General features: G+C 65.5%; 20 protein-coding genes and 1 other RNA gene. 13 read left to right on the forward strand and 8 right to left on the reverse strand.

Going from position 1 to position 19,114, the window contains the following annotated elements; all coding sequences use genetic code 11:
* Position 1 precedes the first annotated feature (1 nt).
* Positions 2–925 (reverse strand): LysR family transcriptional regulator, encoded by a 924-nt coding sequence (locus HL666_RS02300; RefSeq protein WP_172179672.1) that lies wholly within the window; start codon positions 923–925, stop codon positions 2–4.
* 89 nt (positions 926–1,014) lie between these two features.
* Here HL666_RS02300 and HL666_RS02305 point away from each other — a divergent pair, with 89 nt between their 5' ends.
* The gene (locus HL666_RS02305; RefSeq protein ID WP_172110982.1) at positions 1,015–1,803 is read left to right on the forward strand and encodes an NAD(P)H-dependent oxidoreductase; all 789 of its coding nucleotides are present in this window, start codon (positions 1,015–1,017) and stop codon (positions 1,801–1,803) included.
* A gap of 22 nt (positions 1,804–1,825) precedes the next feature.
* On the opposite strand, the gene feoB is transcribed toward HL666_RS02305, so the two are convergent.
* From feoB to ssrA, 7 genes are all read right to left on the reverse strand, one after another.
* Complete coding sequence (gene feoB, locus HL666_RS02310) at positions 1,826–3,703, reverse strand: ferrous iron transporter B (RefSeq protein WP_172179674.1); 1,878 nt, start codon at positions 3,701–3,703, stop codon at positions 1,826–1,828.
* Between the two features lie 21 nt (positions 3,704–3,724).
* Positions 3,725–4,000, reverse strand: coding sequence for a FeoA family protein (locus tag HL666_RS02315; RefSeq protein WP_172110980.1), 276 nt, complete (start codon positions 3,998–4,000; stop codon positions 3,725–3,727).
* Between the two features lie 107 nt (positions 4,001–4,107).
* The gene (locus tag HL666_RS02320; RefSeq protein ID WP_172110979.1) at positions 4,108–4,395 is read right to left on the reverse strand and encodes a ribbon-helix-helix domain-containing protein; all 288 of its coding nucleotides are present in this window, start codon (positions 4,393–4,395) and stop codon (positions 4,108–4,110) included.
* Entirely contained in the window at positions 4,395–4,580 is a 186-nt protein-coding gene (locus tag HL666_RS02325; protein WP_172110978.1) for a DUF4169 family protein, read from the reverse strand. Before HL666_RS02325 ends, HL666_RS02320 begins: the two co-directional genes overlap by 1 nt.
* Before the next feature lie 236 nt (positions 4,581–4,816).
* The gene (gene fumC / locus HL666_RS02330; protein WP_172110977.1) at positions 4,817–6,241 is read right to left on the reverse strand and encodes a class II fumarate hydratase; all 1,425 of its coding nucleotides are present in this window, start codon (positions 6,239–6,241) and stop codon (positions 4,817–4,819) included.
* Between the two features lie 95 nt (positions 6,242–6,336).
* Positions 6,337–6,864: an SspB family protein gene (locus HL666_RS02335; protein ID WP_172131737.1), complete on the reverse strand. Its 528-nt coding sequence runs from the start codon at positions 6,862–6,864 to the stop codon at positions 6,337–6,339.
* 292 nt (positions 6,865–7,156) lie between these two features.
* Positions 7,157–7,511: a transfer-messenger RNA gene (gene ssrA, locus HL666_RS02340) on the reverse strand.
* A gap of 94 nt (positions 7,512–7,605) precedes the next feature.
* Between ssrA and HL666_RS02345 the strand changes: the two genes are divergently transcribed.
* The 12 genes from HL666_RS02345 to HL666_RS02400 all read left to right on the forward strand — a co-directional run bounded on the left by HL666_RS02345 (position 7,606) and on the right by HL666_RS02400 (position 18,581).
* Positions 7,606–8,202 carry a chromate transporter gene (locus HL666_RS02345; protein ID WP_172179676.1) on the forward strand — a complete coding sequence of 199 codons (597 nt, stop codon included), beginning with the start codon at positions 7,606–7,608 and terminating at the stop codon, positions 8,200–8,202.
* Positions 8,199–8,732, forward strand: a complete 534-nt coding sequence (locus HL666_RS02350; protein ID WP_172110974.1) for a chromate transporter — start codon at positions 8,199–8,201, stop codon at positions 8,730–8,732. The genes HL666_RS02345 and HL666_RS02350 overlap by 4 nt, the downstream gene beginning before the upstream one ends.
* Positions 8,733–8,832: 100 nt before the next feature.
* Positions 8,833–9,612: a tripartite tricarboxylate transporter TctB family protein gene (locus HL666_RS02355; protein ID WP_172110973.1), complete on the forward strand. Its 780-nt coding sequence runs from the start codon at positions 8,833–8,835 to the stop codon at positions 9,610–9,612.
* 7 nt (positions 9,613–9,619) lie between these two features.
* On the forward strand, positions 9,620–11,134 hold the full coding sequence (locus HL666_RS02360; protein ID WP_172131739.1) for a tripartite tricarboxylate transporter permease: 1,515 nt from the start codon (positions 9,620–9,622) through the stop codon (positions 11,132–11,134).
* A gap of 113 nt (positions 11,135–11,247) precedes the next feature.
* Positions 11,248–12,243: a tripartite tricarboxylate transporter substrate-binding protein gene (locus HL666_RS02365; protein WP_172131740.1), complete on the forward strand. Its 996-nt coding sequence runs from the start codon at positions 11,248–11,250 to the stop codon at positions 12,241–12,243.
* A gap of 181 nt (positions 12,244–12,424) precedes the next feature.
* Positions 12,425–13,219, forward strand: a complete 795-nt coding sequence (locus tag HL666_RS02370; protein ID WP_172179678.1) for a thymidylate synthase — start codon at positions 12,425–12,427, stop codon at positions 13,217–13,219.
* Positions 13,220–13,222: 3 nt separating this feature from the next.
* Positions 13,223–13,708 (forward strand): GNAT family N-acetyltransferase, encoded by a 486-nt coding sequence (locus HL666_RS02375; RefSeq protein WP_172179680.1) that lies wholly within the window; start codon positions 13,223–13,225, stop codon positions 13,706–13,708.
* Positions 13,705–14,217 carry a dihydrofolate reductase gene (locus tag HL666_RS02380; protein WP_172179682.1) on the forward strand — a complete coding sequence of 171 codons (513 nt, stop codon included), beginning with the start codon at positions 13,705–13,707 and terminating at the stop codon, positions 14,215–14,217. Before HL666_RS02375 ends, HL666_RS02380 begins: the two co-directional genes overlap by 4 nt.
* 249 nt (positions 14,218–14,466) lie before the next feature.
* Complete coding sequence (hflK, locus tag HL666_RS02385; protein ID WP_172179684.1) at positions 14,467–15,594, forward strand: FtsH protease activity modulator HflK; 1,128 nt, start codon at positions 14,467–14,469, stop codon at positions 15,592–15,594.
* Positions 15,591–16,529 (forward strand): protease modulator HflC, encoded by a 939-nt coding sequence (gene hflC, locus HL666_RS02390; RefSeq protein ID WP_172110966.1) that lies wholly within the window; start codon positions 15,591–15,593, stop codon positions 16,527–16,529. Before hflK ends, hflC begins: the two co-directional genes overlap by 4 nt.
* Before the next feature lie 120 nt (positions 16,530–16,649).
* Positions 16,650–16,856 (forward strand): DUF2065 domain-containing protein, encoded by a 207-nt coding sequence (locus HL666_RS02395; RefSeq protein ID WP_172131743.1) that lies wholly within the window; start codon positions 16,650–16,652, stop codon positions 16,854–16,856.
* A gap of 222 nt (positions 16,857–17,078) precedes the next feature.
* Positions 17,079–18,581, forward strand: coding sequence for a Do family serine endopeptidase (locus HL666_RS02400; protein WP_172131744.1), 1,503 nt, complete (start codon positions 17,079–17,081; stop codon positions 18,579–18,581).
* The last annotated feature ends 533 nt before the right edge of the window (positions 18,582–19,114 follow it).

Consider the following 19,114-nt stretch of genomic DNA (forward strand, 5'->3'; position numbering starts at 1 on the left):
GTCAGGGCTCCGGCCGGATGCCCGGCAGGCGGACGATCTCCTCGGCGAGATAGTCGATCAGCAGCCGCACGCGTGCGATGCCCGCGCGCTCCGGCACGATCAGCATGTTGAGAGGCGTCGATGACAGACGGTGATCGGGCAGGATGACCGCCAGTCTGCCCGCGGCAATGAGGTCGTCCACCAGCCAGGCATGGCTCCCGCCGATTCCGCGCCCGGCCACCACGGCCTCCCGAACCCCGAGTCCGTGATTGGTGCGGAAGCGGCTTCTGAACGGCACCTCGTGGCGCTCTCCGTCCGGTCCCATGAGGACGAGTATCTCGCTGCCCGCAACATTGGTCATGCGGATGCCGTCATGCCCGATCAGGTCCTGCGGCGTGCGCGGCGTGCCGCGTTTCTCCAGATAGCCCGGCGAGGCGACAAGAAGCCGGTGCGAGTAGCCGAGCGGCCGCAGCTTCAGCGAGCTGTCGATGAGTGGGGCGAGGCGCAGCGCGATGTCGACACCCTCGCGCACGAGGTCGATGCGTTCGTCGGTCAAATTGAGATCGATGGCGATATCCGGGTAGCGATCCTGGAAAGCGAAGACGAGCCGCGTGATGTGCAGGATTCCGAAGGCCGCCGTACAGGAGATCCGGATGGTGCCTGCGGCGGCGCCCCGCGCCCCGCGTGCCTCGTCGCCGGCCTGGTCGATCAGGCGGAGAATCTGGACGCAGTTCGCGTAATAGCGGCTGCCCTCGTCGGTCAGGGTCACGCGCCGGGTGGTGCGGCTGAGCAGCGGCACGCCGATCGTGTGTTCCAGCTCTTGCAGGTGTCGCGAGACGGTGGATTGGCCAATCCCGAGCTCGCGAGCGACCGCGGACAGGCTGCCTCGCTCGGCCACCCGGACGAAGCTGCGCATGTTGACGATGCTGACGTCGGACTTATCCATAAAGCGGCATAATATTATCGATATAGGCCGTATAGTGGATGAGTGAGGTGGCGTCTATGTCTTGGCGAGTTCCAGCAGAGGATCCAGCCATGAACGTCCTGCTCGTCTTTGCCCATCCCGAACCCCGCTCGCTCAACGGTGCCCTGCGCGATGTCGCCGTCGCCGAACTCCAGGCCCAGGGCCATCAGGTGAAGGTCTCAGACCTCTATGCAATGGGCTGGAAGCCGGCCGCCGACCGTACCGACTTCCCGCAGTTGCCGGCGGAAGCGCGTCTGAACGTCGCCACCGCATCGGGCGAAGCCTTCAAGACCCACACGCTCACCGACGACGTTCGGGCCGAGCAGGACAAGCTGCTCTGGGCCGACGCGGTCATCCTGCAGTTTCCGCTGTGGTGGTTCACGATGCCGGCGATCCTGAAGGGCTGGGTCGACCGGGTCTATTCCTACGGCTTCACCTATGGCGTCGGCGAGCACAGCGACAAGCGCTGGGGCAATCGCTATGGGGAAGGCGTGTTCGCCGGCAAGCGCGCGATGCTGGTGGTCACCACGGGCGGCTGGGAAGAGCATTATTCCGAGCGCGGCATCAACGGGCCGATCGACGACCTCCTGTTTCCCATCAACCACGGCATCCTGTTCTATCCCGGCTTCGACGTGCTGCCGGCGTTCGTGGCGCACAAGGCTAGCCGCGTCGATGAGGCCGGTTTTGAGGGGATCGCTGACCGACTGCGTGCACGGATGCGGACGCTGTTTACAGATCAGACCATTCCATACCGGCGGCAGAACCACGGCGACTATCTGATTCCCTCGATGCAGCTGCGGCCAGAGCTCGGCGATGCGGATGCGCGCGGCTTCGCGCTGCATGTGGAGGCATCGCGGTGACGCGTCCGGGCGCGGGGATGACTCAGCCCGCGCCCATCGCGACGGCGATGTGGTAGGTCGCAAACGCAGCCGCGTAGGCGAGCGCGAACATGTAGACGAAGGTCACGGCCATCCAGCGCCAGCTGCCGGTCTCGCGGCGGATGACCGCAAGAGTCGAGGCGCATTGCGGGGCGAAGATGTACCAGGCGAGCAGCGCCAGCGCCGTGGCGAGGCTCCATTTGCTGGCCAGCACCTGGCCGATCTGTTCGGCCGCTTCCTTGCCGCCTTCGATGGCGTAGACGGTGCCGAGCGCAGCGACGGCAACCTCACGGGCGGCCATGCCGGGCACCAGCGCCACTGCGATCTGCCAGTTGAAGCCGACGGGCGTGAGCAGGGGCGCGATCGCCTGGCCGATCATCGCGGCCAGGCTGTAATTGATCGCGGGCTCGGTGGCGGCCTCCGGCGGCTGCGGGAACGAGGCCAGGAACCAGATCAACACCATCATCGCGAAGATCGTGGTGCCCGCGCGCTGCAGGAACATCTTGGCGCGGGTGTAGACGCCGATCGCGATGCCGCGCAGCCGCGGCAGCTTGTAGTCCGGCAGCTCCAGCATGAACGGCGCCGGCTGGTAGTCGCGCATCAGGAAGAACTTGACCAGGAACGACACCAGCAGCGCGCTGACGATGCCCGCCGCATAAAGCCCGAACATCACGAGGCCCTGCAGGTTGATCAGGCCCCAGACTTTGGTCGGCGGGATGAAGGCCGAGATGATCAGCGTATAGACCGGGATGCGCGCCGAGCAGGTCATCAGCGGTGCGATCAGGATCGTCGTCAGACGGTCGCGGCGGTTGTCGATGACGCGCGTCGCCATGATGCCGGGGATGGCGCAGGCGAAGCTGGAGAGCAGCGGGATGAACGCACGGCCATGCAGCCCGGCGCCGCCCATGATGCGGTCCATCAGGAACGCGGCCCGCGCCATGTAGCCGAAATCTTCCAGCAGCAGGATGAACAGGAAGATGATGATGATCTGCGGCAGGAAGACGATGACGCTGCCGACGCCCGAGATCACCCCGTTCTGCAGGAAGCTCTGCAGAAGGCCTTCGGGAAGCTGGTCGTGGACCAGTTGGCCGAGTGCATCGAACGCCGCCGACAGCAGCTGCATCAGCGGCTGCGCCCAGGCGAACACGCCCTGGAACATGACGAACAGGATCGCCAGCAGGATGAGGAGGCCGCCGACCGGATGCAGTGCGACGGAATCGATGCGGGCCGTCCAGGTGTCGGGCCGCTCCGGCAGGCTGACCGTGGCCGCGATGATGCGATCGGCTTCGCGCTGGGTCGCGCGCAACTCCGGAACGGTGAGGGGGCGCCAGGTGTTGGCGCGGTCACCGGTGGCCGCCTCGGCCCGGGCCAGCAAGTGATCGGTAAGCTGCAGGAGATCGTCGGTGCCGCCCTTGCGGACGGCGATCGAGGTCACGACAGGGACGCCCAGCGCCTGCGACAGGCCCGCGACGTCCACGGTCACGCCACGCCGCTTGGCGATGTCGAACATGTTGAGTACGAGCGCCAGCGGCCGGCCCGTGCTCTTGAGTTCGAGCAGAAGCCGGATCGTCAACCGCAGGTTGGTTGAATCGGCAACGCAGAGCACCAGGTCGGGCAGGACCTCGCCGGTGGCGCGTCCAAGCACGAAATCGCGGGTGATCTCCTCGTCCGGGCTGCGGCCGCGCAGGGAATAGGTGCCCGGCAGGTCGACCAGCGAGATCTGGCGGCCCTGCGGGGTGACGAAGCCGCCCTCTTTCCGCTCGACGGTGACCCCGGGATAGTTCGCGACCTTCTGACGGCTTCCCGTCAGGGCATTGAACAGCGAGGTCTTGCCGCTGTTGGGCGTACCCACCAGGGCCAGATGCAGCAGAGGGCTTTCCATGAGCGAGGCTTTCCGCGCGGCCTACGCCACGATCACGGCCATGGCTTCGCGCCGCCGGACCGCGACGGTGATGTTGTCCACGCGGACGGCGATCGGGTCGCGCCCGACGATCCCCTCATGCAGGATTTCGACCCGAGCGCCCTCGACGAAGCCGAGTTCGATCAGTCTGCTCTCCAGCTCGACGTCCGGGAGGGACGACGTCGCGCCGCCAGCGGCAAGATGCTGGATCGTTCCGGTGTAGCCACGCCGGGCCAGACCGAGCGGCAGAGGCGGCCGTGTATCGCAGATTTCGCTCATAGCCTGTATTTTCAATCGCGTGCCAAGAGGTCAAGCGCGGCATGATCAATGCCGCGGCATCTTAGAGCGATTTTAAACAGACCGGGCGAACCGCCGTCTGATCTGCCTCAAGGAGCCGCGGCGGATGCCGTGTGCCGGCTGTCCACCGTCGCCTTCGGCTCGAGGCCGGAGGAGGCCGCGGCGCGGCTCTTGAAGTGGTCGAGCACGAACAGCCGGATCGCCGAGGACAGGTTGCCCTGCTGGCGATTGTTGTCGATCTCTCCGACCAGCTCGGACAGGGTCATGTTCCGGAGACCCGAAATCTCCTTCATTCCGTTCCAGAACGCCTCTTCGAGGCTGACGCTGGTCTTGTGACCTGCGACCACGATTGAACGTTTTACGACGGGCGACTTCATCACGCGTCCTCGCCATTGATACGATGTTGATCGAGTAAATCATTCGCGCGCTTGTCGCGTTGTGCGTCAGTTGCGCGTTCGGACTTCGTCCTGCCATGGCGAGCACGGTTGCTTTCGGCGACCTTCGCTGCCTGATCGCGCTCTACGCGCTTTCTAAAACGCTTCAAGTTGATGACGTCCCCCATGCTTGCTCCAATCATCTAAGGCATCGAACGTTGCGAAGAGAGCATGCGCGTTGCGCAGATGAGCCTTGGCGTTATCCAGACAATCACGTCATCGCTCCCTGATAGTTCGATAGCCGTTCGCGACTGTGCGAGCGGGTTTTGTATTCACTGAACGCAGCAGAACTTGTAGTCGAGAGTATCCTTTAGGGGTTAACAGCGAGAATTGCATCACCCCCCGTAGTACTACGGGACTACCGTCACGACCTTCCCGGTCTCGTCATCATCTCTGGCTGTACGAGGCGGTCGAATTCATCCTCAGATACGAAGCCGAGCCGCACGGCTTCCTCTTTCAGTGTCGTGCCGCGCTGATGTGCGGCCTTCGCGACCTTTGCCGCGTTGTCGTAACCGATCTGCGGCGCGAGCGCCGTGACCAGCATCAGAGAACGCTCCATCAGCTCGCGAATCCGCTTTTCGTCGGCCCGAATGCCGCTTACGCAATGTTCGCTGAATGAACGGGCGGCGTCACCCAGTAATTGTATGGACTGCATCATGCAATGTGTGAGTAATGGTTTGTAGACGTTCAATTCGAAATGGCCCTGGCTGCCGGCCAGAGTAATTGCGGTGTGATTGCCGAACACCTGGCAGCATACCATGGTCAGCGCTTCGCACTGAGTCGGATTTACCTTGCCCGGCATGATCGAGGAGCCTGGCTCGTTCTCGGGCAGAATCAGCTCGCCAAGCCCCGAGCGCGGACCTGAGCCCAGCAGGCGGATGTCGTTGGCGATCTTGAACAGGCCGGTGGCGGCGGCGTTGATCGCGCCGTGCGCATAGACATAGGCGTCGTTCGAAGCCAGAGCTTCGAACTTGTTCGGCGCGCTGGTGAACGGAAGTCCGGTGATCGCGGCGACGTGCTTGGCGAACAGCTCTGCAAATCTCGGATCCGCGTTGAGGCCGGTGCCGACGGCGGTGCCCCCTTGGGCGAGCGGCAACAGGTCGCGTGCGGCCGTCTCGATCCTGGAAATCGCGCCGTGGATCTGCGCGGCATAGCCCGAGAATTCCTGGCCCAGCGTGAGCGGCGTGGCATCCTGCGTATGAGTCCGGCCGATCTTGACGATGCCCGCGAACGCTTCCTGCTTGGCGCGGAGCGCCGCCAGCAACTCGGACAAGGTCGGCACCAGATGACCGGAAATCGCCCGTGCCGCGGCGATATGCATGGCGGTGGGGAACGAGTCGTTGGACGACTGGCTCATGTTGACGTGATCGTTCGGATGCACGGGCTTCTTGGTGCCGCGCTCGCCGCCGAGCAACTCGCTGGCGCGATTGGCGATCACCTCGTTGAGGTTCATGTTGGTCTGCGTGCCGGAGCCGGTCTGCCAGACCACCAGCGGAAAATGGTCGTCGAGCTTGCCGGCGATGATCTCCTGCGCAGCTTGGATGATCGCATCCGCCATCCGTGGCTCCAGCAGCCCGAGCTCCCGGTTGGTCTGGGCCGCCGCGAGCTTGACGAGCGCTAGCGAATGCACGAGGCCCATCGGCATGCGATCATGCCCGATGCGGAAATTATGCCGGCTGCGCTCGGTCTGCGCACCCCAATAGCGATCGGCCGCGACCTCGATCGGACCGAAGCTGTCGGTCTCGGTCCGCGTCGGTCCGGAGGATGATGAACTCGCTGATTTTGTCATGACGCATGCCCATGATTGGTCGCGAACCGACATCCGCCGGTTCAAGCATGCGTCAATCTATGGGCTCGCGGGCCGTTCCGCGCGCGACGAATCGCCTACTTCTTGCGGAAGCGGTCGAGACGGACGACCTCAGCGCCTTCGCCTGGACTGGGAGCGGCCGGCTTGTCCTCGCCTGCGTCGGCTGCCGGACCAGGCAGCGGCGCCGCGACGGCCACCGGGGCAGGAGCAGCCGGAAGCTTCGGGCTGGGCGGCGTTTCGGCGATCGCCTCCGACGGTTCGAATTGCAGGCCGAACTGGACCGACGGGTCGAAGAAGCTCTTGATGGCGTGGAAGGGCACCACCAGCCGCTCCGGGATGCCGCCGAACGACAGCCCAACCTCGAAACGATCTTCCGACACGACCAGATCCCAGAACTGGTGTTGCAGGATGATCGTCATCTCCTCCGGATATTGCGCGAGCAGCCGCGGCGACAATTTCACGCCCTCGGCCTTGGACAAGAAGGTGATGAAGAAATGGTGCTCGCCCGGGAGGCCATGCACGGCGGCATCGCTCAGCACCCGGCGCAGCACCCCGCGCAGCGCGTCGCGCGCCAGCACATCGTATCGAATATGATCGGTCGCCATGATCGGTCCTGTATCGTGATGGGCGGCGCCCCGCCTTGCCGCAACACCGCGCCCGTGAGGGCAGCAGCATTCCCGACTCGCGTTTCGTCCATCGTACCCCGGCTGGGCGCCGAGGTCAGCAGCCAAGCCGGTTCGAGCGAACATATGGGAACGCGCAGAAGCCGGCGGAAGTCCGGAAGAGGAAGGAATGAAAGCGAAGGGATACCAACGCAAGGGGTGCAAAGGAAGGCGTGCCAAACGAAGGACCCGGCAAAGGATCTCCCAAGCGTCGTCCAAGCGTCGTGCACGTGAAAGTGGAGGCTTCTGTTGCCAGGTGCCTCCGAACCCCGCCTAACGGAGCTTAACCCGTTAGGACTTTAAGGTGGTCTTTCAAACTGCGTTACGCAGCCTGAGCAACCGGAGCAAAGTTGTCGTTGGCAACTATTGCAGTAGCCCGATAACGGCGGAACAATACCGGGAAAAAGCTCGCCCTTTACGCCCTCGTCGATCCTATTTCGCCCCCGCCAAAACCCATGGTTCCGTGGGCTTTGGTGGAGGCGCCGGGTACCGCCCCCGGGTCCGAATGGTTTATTTCGACGGCGATTTATTTCCATAGCCGGCAAGCCGGCACCCCCTATATAGGCCGTCGGCCGCCGGCTGCACAGGGCCCACGGGCCCCGACCTTCGACAAAAATGTGGGCCGTTGGACGGAACTTTCCGTCCTGCCTTGGCAGACCGGATTTTGTCCTCCTAGAGTGCATCATGCCTCCCGAGATTGCGCCGGCTGTCCATCCCGCGGCCGACATCGCGAAAATTCCGCCCAGCCTGCGCACGCTCTTCTTCGCATTCGCGAAAATGTCGCTGTCGGGCTTCGGGGGCGTGCTGGTGTTCGCCCGCCGCGCGATCGTCGACGAGCACCGCTGGATGACGGCGGAGGAATTCAACGAGACTTTTGCGCTCTGCCACTTTCTTCCCGGGCCGAACATCGTGAATCTTGCCATGGTGTTCGGCGCGCGACTGCGAGGGATCGCCGGCGGAATCGCAGCCTTCACCGGTCTGCTCGGGCCGCCGATGCTGCTGATCACCGCGCTCGGCGCCCTCTACGGGCATTATGGGCAGGCCGAAGCGTTGCGGCGGGCGCTCGAAGGCGTGTCCTGCGTCGCCGTGGGCCTGCTGGCCTCGGTGGTGCTTCGCATGATCTCGCCGCTCCTGAAGAAGAGCGACGTGGTCGGCCTCGTCGTCATGGCCGCCGTCTTCGTCGCGATCGGGCTGGCGCGTCTGCCGCTCCAGGAGGTTCTGCTGGTGGCCGTGCCGCTCAGTCTTGCGATCACCTATGCCAAGGCGCGGTGGGCCCGATGAGCGGGGACGATCATCCGCTGTCGCAGCTGTTCTGGACTTTCGCGCTGATCTCGCTGTTTGCGGTAGGTGGCGCTGTGGCCGCGATTCCCGAACTGCACCGCATTGCGGTCGATGTCCGGCACTGGATGACCGACAAGCAGTTCGCCGATGCGTTCGCGCTGTCGCAATTGTCGCCCGGGCCCAACGTCATGATCGTCGCCCTGATCGGCTATTCGGTCGCAGGCGTCGCGGGTGCCGCGGTTGCAACGCTTGCGATGTGCGGTCCGACGGCCGTGCTCGCTTATGTCGTCAGCCGCTGGCTGTCGAACGCGAAAGGCGCGCGCTGGCCCGCGATGGTGCAGGCCGCGCTGGTGCCGCTGTCGATCGGCCTGATGGCCGCGAGTGCATGGATTCTCGGGCAGGCCTCGGATCAGAACTGGCGGGCATTCGCGCTGACCATCATCGCGGCCGTCGTTGCATCCTTGACGCGACTCAATCCGCTCTGGCTGCTCGCCGCGGGAGGATGTCTTGGTTTTGCTGGCCTTCTCTAGGGAAAGCCGCTAGGCAAAAACTGAAGCGGGGTCCGGATTGCTTCGGGCCCCCGAACGAGAACAGTGCCGGCCGTCAAGGCCGATCGGGGAGGGCGAGGACATGGCCGAGACCACGGGCCAATTGTCAGGTGGGACAGCGAGCGCGCCTGGTGCACGCAGCATGACTGGCGCATCGATCATTCTGGTCCTTGCCTTCGCGCCGCAACTGATCGAGCTGATGATCGCCTTGGCCGGTGTCGTCGCCCCGATGTCCGGCCGCGGTCCGCTGCAGGTCATCTCGGCACATGCGTCGGCCTTGTCGATCGCCATCCCGAGCCTGGCGCAGCAATATGCCGCAGGCGGCAAGACGTCGTTGTCCTCCGACGTTCTGCTGGCCCTCATCTACACCTATCCGCTGATCGCCGTCGCCGTGTTCACGTTCATGGTGCGGCCGCGCGCGCCGCAGGACTATTTCGGCGGCGTTGTGCTGATGGCGATCGCGCTGTTCGCGCTGTGGGCCTCCAGCGATCTGCAGGGCATGCGCGGATTCTCGTTCGGGGCTGGAACCGCGCCGCGCATGTTCGGCCTGCTGCTGCTCGGGCTCGGCGCTGCCGTGGCCGTGATCGGCGTCGTCACTCCGGGGGCGCAGCTTGCGACCTATCACTGGCGCGGGCCGCTGTTCGTCTCCCTTGCGATCCTCACCTTCGCCGTCGCCATTCGGCCCCTCGGCCTCCTGGTCGTGGGGCTCGCGAGCTTCCTGATCGCGGCGATCGGCAGTCAAGAGACGCGCTGGCGTGAGGCGCTGATCGTCGGGGTCTGCCTGACCGGCGGCTGTGCGCTCCTGTTCCCCTACGTGCTGGGGCTGCCGATGCCGCTCCTGCCGCGTTTCCTTCTGCAATGAGGGCGTGATGGACCTGTTTGCAAATCTCGCCCACGGTTTTGCGGTCGCGCTGTCGCCGATCAATCTTCTGATGTGCCTGATCGGGGCGCTGGTCGGCACGCTGGTCGGCGTGCTCCCGGGCATCGGGACGATCGCCACCGTCGCGATGCTGCTGCCGATCACCTTCGGCCTGCCGCCGGTCGGCGCGCTGATCATGCTGGCCGGCATCTACTATGGCGCCCAGTATGGCGGCTCGACCACGTCGATCCTGGTCAACATACCAGGCGAGGCGACGTCGGTGGTGACCGCCCTCGACGGTTTCCAGATGGCGAAGCAGGGGCGGGCCGGCCCGGCGCTGGCGATCGCCGCGATCGGCTCGTTCTTCGCCGGCTGCGTCGCGACCGTTCTGATCGCGATCCTCGGCGCGCCCTTGACCAAGCTCGCACTGGCGTTCGGCCCGGCCGAATACTTCTCGCTGATGGTGCTCGGCCTGATCTTCGCGGTCGTGCTCGCGAAGGGCTCGGTGCTGAAGGCGATCGCGATGATCGTGCTCGGCCTGTTGCTGTCGATGGTCGGTTCCGACATCGAGACCGGCGTCTCGCGCATGGCCTTCAACATCCCCGAGCTCGCCGATGGCCTGGGCTTCGCCACCGTCGCGATGGGCGTGTTCGGCTTCGCCGAGATCATCCGCAACCTCGATGCCGGGGCTGGGATGGACCGCGACCTCGTGCAGAAGAAGATCACCGGCCTGATGCCGACGCGGAAGGATATGAAGGATTCCACGCCGGCGATCCTGCGCGGCACCGTGCTCGGCTCGATCCTCGGCATCCTGCCGGGCGGCGGCGCGGTCATCGCGTCGTTCGCGGCCTATACGCTGGAGAAGAAGCTCGCCAAGGATCCGTCGCGGTTCGGCCGCGGTGCGATCGAGGGTGTCGCGGCACCGGAGAGCGCCAACAACGCCGCGGCGCAGACGTCCTTCATTCCCCTCCTGACGCTCGGCATCCCGCCGAATGCCGTCATGGCGCTGATGGTCGGCGCCATGACCATTCACGGCATCGTGCCGGGCCCGCAGGTGATGCAGAAGCAGCCCGATCTGGTCTGGGGCATGATCGCCTCGATGTGGATCGGCAATTTGATGCTGATCATCATCAACCTGCCGCTGGTCGGCATCTGGGTGCGGCTGCTGCGCGTGCCCTATCGGCTGATGTTCCCCTCGATCGTGATCTTCTGCGCGATCGGCATCTATTCGGTCAACAATGCGCCGGTCGATGTCGTGCTCGCAGGCGCGTTCGGCCTGGTCGGCTACTGGCTGATCAAGCATGATTTCGAGCCGGCGCCGCTGCTGCTCGGCATGGTGCTGGGACCGCTGATGGAGGAGAACCTGCGCCGGGCGCTGCTGATCTCGCGCGGCGACTGGTCGGTGTTCCTGACCCGGCCTGTGTCCGCCATTCTGCTCGCGATCGCGATGGGACTGCTGGTGCTCGCCGTGCTGCCGACGCTGCGCCGCAAGCGCGACGAGGTCTTCGTGGAGAGCGAGGGCTGACCTGCGGCCGCACGCCGCAGCTGCAAGTCGAATCGACCTCTGACAAGGCGCTGTGATGCCGCTATCACCAGCGCAGGCTCGCAGCGGAGCGGGCGACGAGGGAGGTAATTTCGATGAGCTGGTGCGGTCGTGCACTTTCGGTCGGTTGGCTGCCGGTGATCGCCGGCCTTCTTGCCGGGGTCGGCGTGGCGACGACGCCGGCCAAGGCGCAGAACTATCCGACGCGAAGCATCACGATGATCGTACCGTTCGCCGCCGGCGGCCCGACGGACGTCATCGCGCGCATCGTCACCGGGCACATGGCGCAGACGCTCGGCCAGAGCATCATCATCGAGAACGTCGTGGGCGCCGGCGGCACCACCGCCACCGCGCGCGCCGCCCGGGCCACGAACGACGGCTATACGCTGATCACAGGCCACATGGGCACTCACGCCGCCGCGGTGCCGCTCTATCCCAATCTCGCCTACCATCCGGAGCGGGATTTCGAGCCGGTCGCGCTGCTCGCCGGCACGCCGATTCTGATCCTGGCGCGCAAGGATTTTGCGCCGAAGGACACCAAGGAGTTCGTCGATTACGTCAAGGCCAACACCGAGAAGGTCAATGCCGCCCATGCCGGAGTCGGATCGGTCTCGCACGTGTCGTGCCAGCTCCTGAACTCGATCCTCGACGTCAAGCCGGTCGGCGTCCCCTTTAATGGCACGGGGCCGGCGATGAACGCACTGGTCGGCGGTCAGGTCGACTACATGTGCGACCAGATCGTCAACGCGGTGCCGCAGATCAACGCCGGCACGATCAAGGCCTATGCGATCGCGACGCCCGAGCGCAATCCGGCGCTGCCCAACGTTCCCACCACGACGGAAGCCGGCCTGCCGAAGTTCCAGGCCCAGGCCTGGAATGCGATTTTCGCACCGAAAGGCACCCCGGCACCGATCATCGCCAAACTCAATGCCGCCGCCGCCAAGGCGCTCGACGATGAGGGCGTGCGCAAGCGCCTGCTCGAGCTTGGCAGCGTCATTCCCGGCGCTGCGGACCGCACGCCGGAGGCGCTGGCGGCGCTCGTGAAGGCGGAAGTCGCCAAGTGGACCGCGGTGCTCAAGCCCGCGAGCTAGCGCCAGACAACCACGATGCGCGGGGCAGGGCGGAACGCATCGGTTCCGCCCTTGTCGTTTGGGACGGCACCCCGACATTTTTCAGGGTATAATTGACCGACCGGGCCGACTCGAAGCTAGGGCTGGGCCGTCCCCGCCGTTAAATTCGGCGCCTTCTGCGAAAAGGCCGCCAGCGCGAACCATGCATCAGTATCACGATCTGCTCGAACGCATCCTGTCCGACGGCGCGGAGAAGCACGACCGCACCGGCACCGGCACGCTGTCGGTGTTCGGCCACCAGATGCGCTTCAATCTCGCCGCCGGCTTTCCGCTTCTGACCACCAAGCGGCTGCCGCTGAAGGCGATCGTGCACGAGCTGCTGTGGTTCCTGAAGGGCGACACCAACATCAAATATCTGCACGACCACGGCGTGACGATCTGGGACGAGTGGGCCGACGCCAACGGCGATCTCGGCCCGGTCTACGGCTACCAGTGGCGCTCCTGGCCGACGCCCGACGGCGGCCATATCGACCAGATCACGAACGTCGTCGACATGATCCGCCGTAATCCGGATTCGCGCCGTCTGGTCGTCACGGCCTGGAATCCGGCCGATGTCGAGAAGATGGCGCTGCCGCCTTGCCACTGCCTGTTCCAGTTCTACGTGGCGAACGGCAAGCTGTCGTGCCAGCTCTATCAGCGCTCGGCCGACGTCTTCCTCGGCGTGCCCTTCAACATCGCCTCCTACGCGCTGCTGACGATGATGGTGGCGCAGGTCACGGGCCTGAAGCTCGGGGAGTTCGTGCATTCGTTCGGCGACGTGCACCTCTATTCCAACCACATCGAGCAGGCCCGCCTGCAACTGACCCGCGCGCCCCGTCCGCTGCCGACCATGACGCTCAACCCTGATGTCACGGACATCTTCGGCTTCCGCTACGAGGATTTTGCGCTGGCCGGCTACGATCCGCATCCGCACATCAAGGCCGCGGTCGCGGTGTAACGCATGTCGCTGTCCATCCGCCGCGCCCGGCCCGACGACATCGGCGTCGTATTTGCGCTGATCAAGGAACTCGCCGACTACGAGAAGCTCGCCCACGAGATCGTGGCCACCGAGGTCGACATCGCCGGCGCATTGTTCTGCGAGCATCCGACGCTGTTCTGCGACATTGCCGAATGGAACGGCGAGGTCGCGGGCTTCGCGGTCTGGTTCGTCAACTTCTCCACCTTTGCCGGTAAGCCCGGCCTCTATCTCGAGGACCTGTTCGTCCGCCCTGCATTCCGCCGCAACGGCATCGGCCAGGCGCTGCTCGGCCATCTCGCCGCGACCTGCGTGCAGCGCGACTGGGCAAGGCTGCAATGGTCGGTGCTCGACTGGAACGCGCCGTCGATCACCTTCTACAAATCGCTCGGGGCGGAGCTGATGGACGAGTGGACGCTGTGCAAGGTGACGGGCCAAGCACTGGCTCGGCTCGCGGAGAAGGCGCCATGATCGAGATCGTTCTCGTCGTCGCGATCGCCGACAACCGCGTGATTGGTGCCGCCGGTGGCATTCCGTGGCGGCAGAAGAGCGACATGCAACGTCTCAAGGCCATGACGATGGGGCGGCCGATCGTGATGGGGCGCAAGACATTCATCTCGTTTCCGCGCCGGCCGCTGCCCGGCCGTACCAACATCGTCATCACCCGCGATTCTCAGTTTCGCGCGCCCGGGGCGGTCGTGACCCACACCGTCGACGAGGCGCTCGCCATTGCGCGGGGCGATGCGCTGCGGCGTTCAGCCGCGGAGATCGCGATCCTCGGCGGCGCCGAGATCTATGCGGCGACGATGCCACTGGCCGACCGGCTGGAGATCACCGAGGTCCATGCGAGCCCGCCAGGCGATACGCTGTTTCCCGTGGTCGACCCTGCGCAATGGGATGAGACGGCGCGCGAGCGTCATACCTCGGGTCCCGATGATCAGGCCGAATATTCCTACGTGACCTATCGCCGGCGGCGGTGAGCGTTTCTCTCCGCGGACCGATCCGGCCGCCACTCCAAGACCATCCGTTAATGATGAAGTCGCGTTGTTTGGCCGCGCCGGGCCTGTCCAGCCGCGGCAAACGGGCGCTTGCCGCCCTGTTTACATTGACAAAACCCGGTTCGGGCTTAGCTGGAGCGCTACGTTGTAAGGGGCGGGGCCGTCCCTTATAACCCGGCCACCGTCGGGGCCGGCGTTGTGCACTATCAGCCTCTCGGAGGAGATCGATCGATGGCGTGGAAGAATCAGGGCGGAGGCCCGTGGGGTCCGGGTCCGAAGGGACCCTGGGGCTCGGGACCGCAACCGGTCGGTCCAAGGCCCCCCGACCTGGAAGATCTTCTGCGGCGTGGCCAGGACCGGCTGCAGCAGTTCATCCCCGGTGGCGGCTTCGGCGCCGTCGGCATCCTCCTGATCGTGGTCGGCGCGATCGCCATCTGGCTGCTGTCCGGCTTCTACCGGGTGCAGTCCGAGGAACTCGGCGTGGTGCTGCGCTTCGGCAAATATGTCCGCGATGAGCAGCCGGGCCTGCGCTATCACCTGCCTTATCCGATCGAGACCGTGATGCTGCCCAAGGCGCTGCGCGTCAATTCGATCTCGATCGGCATCACCGCCAATGACGATCCCGGCCGGCGCGGCCGCGGCGGTCGCGACGTGCCGGAGGAGAGCCTGATGCTGACCGGCGACGAGAACATCGTCGACGTCGACGTCACCGTTCTCTGGCGCATCAAGCCGAAGGGCGCCGCCGACTTCCTGTTCAACATCCAGAATCCCGAGGGCACCGTGAAGGCGGTCGCCGAGAGCGCGATGCGCGAGGTGATCGGCCGTTCGAACATCCAGCCGATCCTGACCGGCGCCCGCACCGTCATCGAGCAGAATGTGCAGGAGCTGATGCAGAAGACCCTCGACACTTACGGCTCCGGCATCCAGATCACCCAGGTGCAGATGCAGAAGGTCGATCCGCCGGCCCAGGTGATCGAGGCGTTCCGCGACGTCCAGGCGGCGCGTGCCGACCTCGAGCGTCTGCAGAACGAAGCCCAGACCTACGCCAACAAGGTGGTGCCGGATGCGCGCGGTCGTGCCGCGCAGATCCTGCAGGTCGCCGAGGGCTACAAGGAGCAGGCGATCGCCGAGGCCAAGGGCCAGAGCGCGCGCTTCCTGAAGGTCTATGACGAGTACAAGAAGGCGCCCGACGTGACCCGCGAACGGATCTATCTCGAGACCATGGAGCGCGTGCTCGGCGGTTCGGAGAAGCTGGTGCTCGACAGCGGTGCATCCGGCGGCCCCGTGCCGCTGTTGCCGCTCGGCGATCTCCTGACGCGCCGTCCGGCGCCTGCCGCTCAGCAGGGAGGCGTCCGATGAGGTCCCCCGTTGCAGGCATCGTCGCGCTGGTCACCGTGCTCGTGCTCGTCGTCATCGGCTACAGCTCGCTGTTCACCGTGCAGCAGACCGAACAGGCGCTGGTCGTGCGGTTCGGCAAGCCGGTCGACGTCGTCACCCAGCCCGGCCTGAACTTCAAGGCGCCGTTCATCGACAACGTGATCTCGATCGACAAGCGCATCCTCGACCTCGAGAACCCCTCGCAGGAGGTGATCGCCTTCGACCAGAAGCGGCTCGTCGTCGATGCCTTCGCGCGCTACAAGATCAAGAACGCGCTGCAATTCTACCAGAGCGTCGGCTCGATCCAGACCGCCAACGTCCAGCTCGGGACACTGCTCAACGCTTCGCTGCGCCGCGTGCTCGGCGAGGTCACCTTCACGCAAGTCGTGCGCGACGAGCGCGAGGCGCTGATGCGCAAGATCCGCGATCAGCTCGACAAGGAGGCCGACGCCTATGGCATCCAGGTGGTGGACGTCCGCATCCGCCGCGCCGACCTGCCGGAGGCCAACAGCCAGGCGGTGTACAACCGGATGAAGACCGAGCGGCAGCGCGAGGCCGAGGAGTTCCGGGCGCTCGGTGGCCAGAAGGCCCAGGAGATCAGGTCCAAGGCCGATCGCGAGGCCACCGTGATCGTCGCCGAGGCCAACTCGCAGGCGGAGCAGACCCGCGGCGCCGGCGATGCCGAGCGCAACCGCCTGTTCGCCGAGGCCTACAGCAAGGACCCGGGCTTCTTCGCCTTCTACCGCTCGATGTCGGCGTATGAGAACGGGCTGAAGTCCGGCGACACCCGCTTCCTGCTGCGGCCCGATTCGGAGTTCTTCCGCTACTTCGCCAACCCCTCGGGGAAGCCGGCTGCGGAGACGCCGTCCACCGCCAGCTCGACCGCGGCCGCAGCGGTGCCGGCGCCCAAGCCCTGATGGCATCTGCCTCGATGCCCAGCGCGGTTGATCGGGCGAATATGAGTTGACATGGACGGGGCGAAGCCGTTGCTTCGCCCCGTTACATATCAAGAAGGTCGAACGGGAGGTCCGGGTCCGATGAGGTCCATTGCGTTTTCCGATTTCCTCATCGGATTAGGTATCCTGTTCGTGCTCGAAGGCCTGATGTTCGCGGCAAGTCCGGAGTGGATGCGCCGGGCCATGAAGACCGCGATGACCACGCCCGACAACGTGCTGCGGGCCGTCGGCATCGGCTCGGCGGTGGCCGGCCTGATCTTGATCTGGGTCATCCGGCGCCCGATCTGACGGGCCTCGTCCGGCCTCGCCACGCCGCGGCTGCTTCCGGCGTTCATCCGATCGGGTTTGCCGCCCGGCCAACGCCATTGTGAGGCGATGGCTGCGCCATTTTGACGTATTAGGTCGCCTTCAATGATGAATCGGGCGGTCCGATCGGGCGTGCTTGCGTCCCCGCCCGGTTCCGGCGCACTGTACCGATTGAATTTGCCGACTTTTCTGGAGATCCGCCCGATGACCGCAACCCTTGCTTTCAGCCGTCGCCTGCGTCCCGTCCTGACTGCGGCTATCCTGGCCGCGGGCTGGGCGCTCGCGCCGGTCCCGGCCTCGGCGCGCGGACCCGAGGGGATCGCCGACGTCGCCGAGCGGGTCATCGACGCCGTCGTCAACATTTCGACCTCGCAGACCGTCGAGGCCAAGGGCGGCTCCTCGGAGAACCGCAACGCCAATCCGCAGGTGCCGCCGGGCTCGCCGTTCGAGGAGTTCTTCGACGACTTCTTCAAGAACCGCCGTGGCGGTCCGGGCGGCCGGGGCGGCGCCGACAACTCGCCGCGCCGCACCAACTCGCTGGGCTCCGGCTTCATCGTTGACGACTCGGGCGTGGTCGTCACCAACAACCACGTCATCGCCGACGCCGACGAGATCAACGTGATCCTCAACGACGGCACCAAGATCAAGGCCGAGCTGGTCGGCGTCGACAAGAAGACCGACCTCGCGGTGCTCAAGTTCAAGCCGCCGCGGCCGCTGACGGTCGTCAAGTTCGGCGACTCGGACAAGCTCCGCCTGGGCGAATGGGTGGTCGCCATCGGCAACCCGTTCAGCCTCGGCGGCACGGTCACGGCCGGCATCGTCTCGGCCAAGAACCGCGACATCTCGTCGGGTCCCTATGACAGCTACATCCAGACCGACGCCTCGATCAATCGCGGCAATTCCGGCGGCCCGCTGTTCAATCTCGATGGCGAGGTCATCGGCGTCAACACGCTGATCATCTCGCCGTCCGGCGGCTCGATCGGCATCGGCTTCGCGGTGCCGTCGAAGACGGTCGCCGGCGTGGTCGACCAGCTGCGCCAGTTCGGCGAGCTGCGCCGCGGCTGGCTCGGGGTGCGCATCCAGGGCGTGACCGACGAGATTGCCGAGAGCCTCAACATCAAGCCGGCGCGCGGCGCGCTGGTGGCCGGCGTCGACGACAAGGGGCCGGCCAAGCCGGCCGGCATCGAGCCCGGCGACGTCGTCGTCAAGTTCGACGGCCGCGACATCAAGGAGCCGAAGGACCTGTCGCGCATCGTCGCCGACTCCGCCGTCGGCAAGGAGGTCGACGTCGTCATCATCCGCAAGGGCCAGGAGCAGACCCTCAAGGTCAAGCTCGGTCGGCTCGAGGACAATGAGAAGGTCCAGCAGGCGGCGATCAAGAAGGACGAGCCGGCCGAGAAGCCAGCCACCCAGAAGGCGCTCGGGCTCGATCTCGCCGCTTTGTCGAAGGATCTGCGCACGCGCTACAAGATCAAGGACAGCGTCAAGGGCGTCGTCGTCACCGGCGTCGACCAGGCGTCCGACGCCGCCGAGAAGCGGCTGTCGGCCGGTGACGTCATCGTCGAGGTTGCCCAGGAGGCGGTGACCTCGGGTCTCGACATCAAGAAGCGCGTCGACCAGCTCAAGAAGGATGGCAAGAAGTCGGTTCTGCTGCTGGTGTCGAACGCCGACGGTGAGCTTCGCTTCGTGGCGTTGAGCCTGCAGTAGGCTCGGCGTTCGTCCTGCGGGGCAACCCTGGGCCGGCACACTCGCTGTCGTCCCGGCCTTGAGCCGGGACCCATACCCCCAAGGGAGCGGTTCGGGCCGGGCTGGTCGGTGGCATTTTGCCCATCACGTCTGCTGCGGCGTATGGATCCCGGATCGGCGCCATGCCGCGCTTCGCGCGTCACGGCTTGTCCGGGATGACGACGGTGGATGGATTCACGGCTCAAACAGCTGGGCAGGTGACGGACATGGCACCGCGTTCTCGCGGCACATCATGCCCGAGGTCTGCGATCGCTCGTCCCTCGCAAACATGCAGAGGGCGCAGGGAATGCCGGGTGAAGGCCTCACCCATGGCCCGCCTGCGGAAAAAAATGCAGGCGGCAGGTACCACAGGCAAAGCCGTTTCAACCGGCATTCCCTGCGCGACGGTCTTCACGCTTATACGCAGTCTCCCTGGTGCGCCGGGCTTGTTGGCCACCATCACCACGCGGCACGTCAGCGCCATCGCGGCTTGATACCAGCGTCGGGGTATCAGG

Origin of the sequence: Bradyrhizobium aeschynomenes (assembly GCF_013178945.1) — a bacterium.
In the GTDB taxonomy this organism is placed as follows: domain Bacteria; phylum Pseudomonadota; class Alphaproteobacteria; order Rhizobiales; family Xanthobacteraceae; genus Bradyrhizobium; species Bradyrhizobium aeschynomenes.

What these genes read in the sequence shown, in the direction of transcription:
- hflK (WP_172179684.1), top strand. Translation starts at nt 14,467, where the DNA reads ATGGCGTGGAAGAATCAGGGCGGAGGCCCGTGGGGTCCGGGTCCGAAG.
- HL666_RS02395 (WP_172131743.1), top strand. Translation starts at nt 16,650, where the DNA reads ATGAGGTCCATTGCGTTTTCCGATTTCCTCATCGGATTAGGTATCCTG.
- HL666_RS02375 (WP_172179680.1), top strand. Translation starts at nt 13,223, where the DNA reads ATGTCGCTGTCCATCCGCCGCGCCCGGCCCGACGACATCGGCGTCGTA.
- HL666_RS02355 (WP_172110973.1), top strand. Translation starts at nt 8,833, where the DNA reads ATGGCCGAGACCACGGGCCAATTGTCAGGTGGGACAGCGAGCGCGCCT.
- hflC (WP_172110966.1), top strand. Translation starts at nt 15,591, where the DNA reads ATGAGGTCCCCCGTTGCAGGCATCGTCGCGCTGGTCACCGTGCTCGTG.
- HL666_RS02335 (WP_172131737.1), bottom strand. Translation starts at nt 6,864, where the DNA reads ATGGCGACCGATCATATTCGATACGATGTGCTGGCGCGCGACGCGCTG.
- HL666_RS02365 (WP_172131740.1), top strand. Translation starts at nt 11,248, where the DNA reads ATGAGCTGGTGCGGTCGTGCACTTTCGGTCGGTTGGCTGCCGGTGATC.
- feoB (WP_172179674.1), bottom strand. Translation starts at nt 3,703, where the DNA reads ATGGAAAGCCCTCTGCTGCATCTGGCCCTGGTGGGTACGCCCAACAGC.
- HL666_RS02325 (WP_172110978.1), bottom strand. Translation starts at nt 4,580, where the DNA reads ATGGGGGACGTCATCAACTTGAAGCGTTTTAGAAAGCGCGTAGAGCGC.
- HL666_RS02350 (WP_172110974.1), top strand. Translation starts at nt 8,199, where the DNA reads ATGAGCGGGGACGATCATCCGCTGTCGCAGCTGTTCTGGACTTTCGCG.
- HL666_RS02315 (WP_172110980.1), bottom strand. Translation starts at nt 4,000, where the DNA reads ATGAGCGAAATCTGCGATACACGGCCGCCTCTGCCGCTCGGTCTGGCC.
- HL666_RS02320 (WP_172110979.1), bottom strand. Translation starts at nt 4,395, where the DNA reads ATGAAGTCGCCCGTCGTAAAACGTTCAATCGTGGTCGCAGGTCACAAG.
- HL666_RS02360 (WP_172131739.1), top strand. Translation starts at nt 9,620, where the DNA reads ATGGACCTGTTTGCAAATCTCGCCCACGGTTTTGCGGTCGCGCTGTCG.
- HL666_RS02345 (WP_172179676.1), top strand. Translation starts at nt 7,606, where the DNA reads ATGCCTCCCGAGATTGCGCCGGCTGTCCATCCCGCGGCCGACATCGCG.
- HL666_RS02380 (WP_172179682.1), top strand. Translation starts at nt 13,705, where the DNA reads ATGATCGAGATCGTTCTCGTCGTCGCGATCGCCGACAACCGCGTGATT.
- fumC (WP_172110977.1), bottom strand. Translation starts at nt 6,241, where the DNA reads ATGACAAAATCAGCGAGTTCATCATCCTCCGGACCGACGCGGACCGAG.
- HL666_RS02370 (WP_172179678.1), top strand. Translation starts at nt 12,425, where the DNA reads ATGCATCAGTATCACGATCTGCTCGAACGCATCCTGTCCGACGGCGCG.
- HL666_RS02305 (WP_172110982.1), top strand. Translation starts at nt 1,015, where the DNA reads ATGAACGTCCTGCTCGTCTTTGCCCATCCCGAACCCCGCTCGCTCAAC.
- HL666_RS02400 (WP_172131744.1), top strand. Translation starts at nt 17,079, where the DNA reads ATGACCGCAACCCTTGCTTTCAGCCGTCGCCTGCGTCCCGTCCTGACT.
- HL666_RS02300 (WP_172179672.1), bottom strand. Translation starts at nt 925, where the DNA reads ATGGATAAGTCCGACGTCAGCATCGTCAACATGCGCAGCTTCGTCCGG.